Origin of the sequence: Pseudomonas sp. NFACC25, from assembly GCF_900100935.1 — a bacterium.
Classification (GTDB): Bacteria; Pseudomonadota; Gammaproteobacteria; order Pseudomonadales; family Pseudomonadaceae; genus Aquipseudomonas; species Aquipseudomonas marginalis.
Genome location: NZ_FMUC01000032.1, coordinates 1 through 1,293 on the forward strand (window position 1 = coordinate 1; position 1,293 = coordinate 1,293).

The following is a 1,293-nucleotide window of genomic DNA, read 5'->3' on the forward strand; positions in this document are numbered from 1 at the left end:
CAGCCTACCACCTTAAACTTGGACAACCAACGCCAAGCTGGCCTAGCCTTCTCCGTCCCTCCATCGCAATAACCAGAAGTACAGGAATATTAACCTGTTTTCCATCGACTACGCTTTTCAGCCTCGCCTTAGGGACCGACTAACCCTGCGTCGATTAACGTTGCGCAGGAAACCTTGGTCTTTCGGCGTGGGTGTTTTTCACACCCATTATCGTTACTCATGTCAGCATTCGCACTTCTGATACCTCCAGCAAGCTTCTCAACTCACCTTCACAGGCTTACAGAACGCTCCTCTACCGCATCACTTACGTGATACCCGTAGCTTCGGTGTATGGTTTGAGCCCCGTTACATCTTCCGCGCAGGCCGACTCGACTAGTGAGCTATTACGCTTTCTTTAAAGGGTGGCTGCTTCTAAGCCAACCTCCTAGCTGTCTAAGCCTTCCCACATCGTTTCCCACTTAACCATAACTTTGGGACCTTAGCTGACGGTCTGGGTTGTTTCCCTTTTCACGACGGACGTTAGCACCCGCCGTGTGTCTCCCATGCTCGGCACTTGTAGGTATTCGGAGTTTGCATCGGTTTGGTAAGTCGGGATGACCCCCTAGCCGAAACAGTGCTCTACCCCCTACAGTGATACATGAGGCGCTACCTAAATAGCTTTCGAGGAGAACCAGCTATCTCCGAGCTTGATTAGCCTTTCACTCCGATCCACAGGTCATCCGCTAACTTTTCAACGGTAGTCGGTTCGGTCCTCCAGTTAGTGTTACCCAACCTTCAACCTGCCCATGGATAGATCGCCCGGTTTCGGGTCTATTCCCAGCGACTAGACGCCCTATTAAGACTCGCTTTCGCTACGCCTCCCCTATTCGGTTAAGCTCGCCACTGAAAATAAGTCGCTGACCCATTATACAAAAGGTACGCAGTCACCCAACAAAGTGGGCTCCCACTGCTTGTACGCATACGGTTTCAGGATCTATTTCACTCCCCTCTCCGGGGTTCTTTTCGCCTTTCCCTCACGGTACTAGTTCACTATCGGTCAGTCAGTAGTATTTAGCCTTGGAGGATGGTCCCCCCATATTCAGACAAAGTTTCTCGTGCTCCGTCCTACTCGATTTCATGACTAAGAGATTTTCGCGTACAGGGCTATCACCCACTATGGCCGCACTTTCCAGAGCGTTCCGCTAATCTCAAAGCCACTTAAGGGCTAGTCCCCGTTCGCTCGCCACTACTAAGGGAATCTCGGTTGATTTCTTTTCCTCAGGGTACTTAGATGTTTCAGTTCCCCTGGTTCGC

At 51.0% G+C, this 1,293-nt stretch carries 1 rRNA gene; it reads right to left on the bottom strand.

Going from position 1 to position 1,293, the window contains the following annotated elements:
- Positions 1-1,293 (bottom strand): 23S ribosomal RNA (locus BLQ09_RS30840); the annotation flags it as partial.